At 69.1% G+C, this 2,992-nt stretch carries 2 protein-coding genes; both read left to right on the forward strand.

Annotated elements, in window-relative coordinates; genetic code table 11:
- A partial coding sequence (locus tag EJP67_RS33445) for a phosphopantetheine-binding protein (RefSeq protein ID WP_133373067.1) occupies nt 1-217 on the forward strand: 217 nt, incomplete at its 5' end.
- Nucleotides 218-2,992: amino acid adenylation domain-containing protein (locus tag EJP67_RS33450; protein WP_126026012.1), on the forward strand; the 2,775-nt coding region annotated here is incomplete at its 3' end.

Here is a 2,992-nt window from a genome sequence, read left to right on the forward strand (position 1 = left end):
GCTCGGAGGCCATTCGCTGGCCGCCTTGAAGTTGCGGCAGCTGGTCAAGGCGCGTCTGGGCGTCGACCTGCCGCTGCAGCGCTATTTCGAATGCCCGAGCCTCGCGGCCTGTGCCGAAGTCCTGGCGGCGGAAGGCCGCGCACAGGCCGCACACGCCGAGCAGGATGGCTCGGAGCTGGATCGCATGGATGCATTGTTGGAAAGTCTGGGAGCCTAAGTGAACGCACGCAGCACATTGATCGCACAACGCTTTGCCGAGCTGCCGCCGGAAAAGCAGAAGGAATTCATCGCGGCGTTGCGGCAGCAGGGCATCGACTTCGGCCGGCTTCCCATCGTGCCGCGGCCCAGGGGGGCGGTGCTGCCGCTGTCGTACGCGCAGGCCCGGCAGTGGTTCGTGTGGCAGATGGAGCCCGCCAGCGCGGCGCATCACATCACGGCCGCGCTGAGGCTGAAGGGGCGGCTCGACCAGCAGGCCCTGGAAGCCAGCCTGGCCGCGCTGGTGGCGCGGCATGAATCGCTGCGGACCACCTTCCGAGCCAGCGCCGAAGGCGTGGCCGAGCAGGTCGTGCATGCCGGGTCGATGCCCGATCTGCGCCAAGTCGACCTGCGCGCCGAGCCTGGGCAGTCGCGCGACGGCCGGGCGCAGGAGGAGGCAAGCCGCATGGCCGGCGAAGCCTTCGACCTGGCCGCCGGCCCGCTGCTGCGCGTGGGCCTGATCCGTCTGGCCGACGACGAGCAGATCCTGGTGATGGTGCTGCATCACATCGTGGCCGACGGCTGGTCGATGCAGATCCTCATCGACGAATTCGGTCAGCTCTATCACGCGCACGCCACGGGCACCGCACCGGAGCCTGCCACGCCGACGCTGAGCTATGCCGACTACGCCGCATGGCAGCGCAACTGGCTCGATGCGGGGGAGCGCGACCGGCAGCTCGACTACTGGAAGGCGCAGCTCGGCGGCGCGCAGCCTCTGCTGCAGCTGCCGGGCGACCATCCGCGCCCCGCGCAGGGGCCGTATCGCGTGGCCCGCTACCGTGCCGCCTTGCCCGAGGCGCTGGCGCGCGAACTGCGGCGCAGCGCCACCGCGCAAAAGGCCACGCCCTTCATGCTGCTGATGGCAGCGTTCCAGGGCCTGTTGCACCGCTACAGCGGCCAGACCGACATCCGCCTCGGCGTGCCGGTCGCCAACCGCGACCGGCCCGAGGTTGCCGGCGTGGTGGGCCTGTTCGTCAACACACAGGTGCTGCGCAACACGGTGGAAGGCCACACGACGCTGGCCCAGCTCCTCGCGCAGGCACGCCAGGCGGCGCTGGACGCGCAGGCTCATCAGGACCTGCCCTTCGAGCAGCTGGTCGATGCGCTCGCGCCGCAGCGCAGCCTGAGCCAACCACCGCTGTTCCAGGTGATCTTCAACCACCAGCAGCAGAACTTGGGCGCGCTGGGGCAACTGCCCGGGCTCGCGCTGGAGCCCTACGAGATCGACGAGCAGACGGCACCCTTCGAACTGGCGCTCGACACGCTGGAGGAGTCCGACGGTGGCTTCGGCTTCGTCTTCACCTACGCCAAGGCAGTGTTCGAGCCTCGGACCATCGAGCGGCTGGCGACGCATTTCGTCGCGATGCTGCAGCATCTGGTGAGCCACCCTGGCAAGACCTTGCGCGAGGTCGAATTGCTCGACGAAGCCGAGCGCCTGCAGTTGCAGCGCTGGGGAACGGGACAGTGGAATTCCGCTGAACAGGGGCAGGAAGAAGCCTTTGTGCACCGGCTGGTCGAAAGGCAGGCGCGCGTGCGTCCCGAGGCCACGGCCCTGATCATGGGCGACGCCGAGCTCAGCTATGCCGAACTCGATGCCCGCGCCAACCGGCTGGCCCATCGGCTGATCGCGCTGGGCGTGCGGCCGGAAAGCCGGGTGGGCCTGGCGGTTGAGCGCTCCATCGAGATGGTGGTGGCATTGCTCGGCGTGCTCAAGGCGGGCGGCGCCTATGTGCCGCTCGACCCCGGCTATCCCGCCGAACGGCTGGAATTCATGGCCGCCGACAGCGGCATCTGCATGCTGCTCACGCAGGCCCATGTGCGCGGGCGCCTGCCGGCCGCGATGCGCGAACTCCCCACGCTGCTGCTCGATGCACAGGCGCTGGAAACAGGTCGCGAAGACAGCCCCTACGTCGCGCTGAGCGGCGAGCACCTGGCCTATGTCATCTACACCTCGGGCTCGACCGGACAGCCCAAGGGCGTCGCCGTCGCGCACGGGCCGCTGGGCATGCACATCCTGGCCATCGGCAAGGTCTACGGCATGACGCCGCAGGACCGCGAGCTGCAGTTCGCGTCCATCAATTTCGACGGCGCGCACGAGCGCATCTGGACGCCCCTGGCCTTCGGCTCGGCGCTGATGCCGCGCGACGAGGAGCTGTGGTCGGTGGAACGCAGCCATGAGGAGATGAGCCGTCATGGCATCACCATCGCCTGCTTCACGCCCAGCTATCTGCAGCAGCTGGCCGAGGGCATGGGCGAAGAGGGGCGCGTGCCTTCGCTGCGCTCCTACACCGTGGGCGGCGAAGCGACTTCGCGCGCCGCCTTCGACCGCGTGATGTCGAACCTGCGGCCGCCGCGGATCATCAACGGCTACGGGCCGACCGAGACAGTGATCACGCCGACCATCGCCAAGGCGCATGCGGGCGAGGGCTTCGATGCGGCCTACATGCCGATCGGCTCGCCGGTCGGCGACCGCACGGCAGTGGTGCTCGATGTCGACCTGAATCTGGTGCCGGCCGGCATGGCGGGTGAGCTGTATCTGGGCGGAGCGGGCCTTGCGCGCGGCTACCTGAACAGAAGCGGCCTGACGGCACAGCGCTTCGTGGCGGACCCGTTCGATGAGGCCGGCGGTCGGCTGTACCGCACGGGCGACCTGGTGCGCTGGCGCGAGGACGGCCAACTGGAGTACCTCGGGCGTCTGGACCACCAGGTCAAGGTGCGGGGCTTCCGCATCGAGCTC

This window comes from Variovorax guangxiensis (genome assembly GCF_003952165.1).
Taxonomy (GTDB): Bacteria; Pseudomonadota; Gammaproteobacteria; order Burkholderiales; family Burkholderiaceae_C; genus Variovorax; species Variovorax guangxiensis.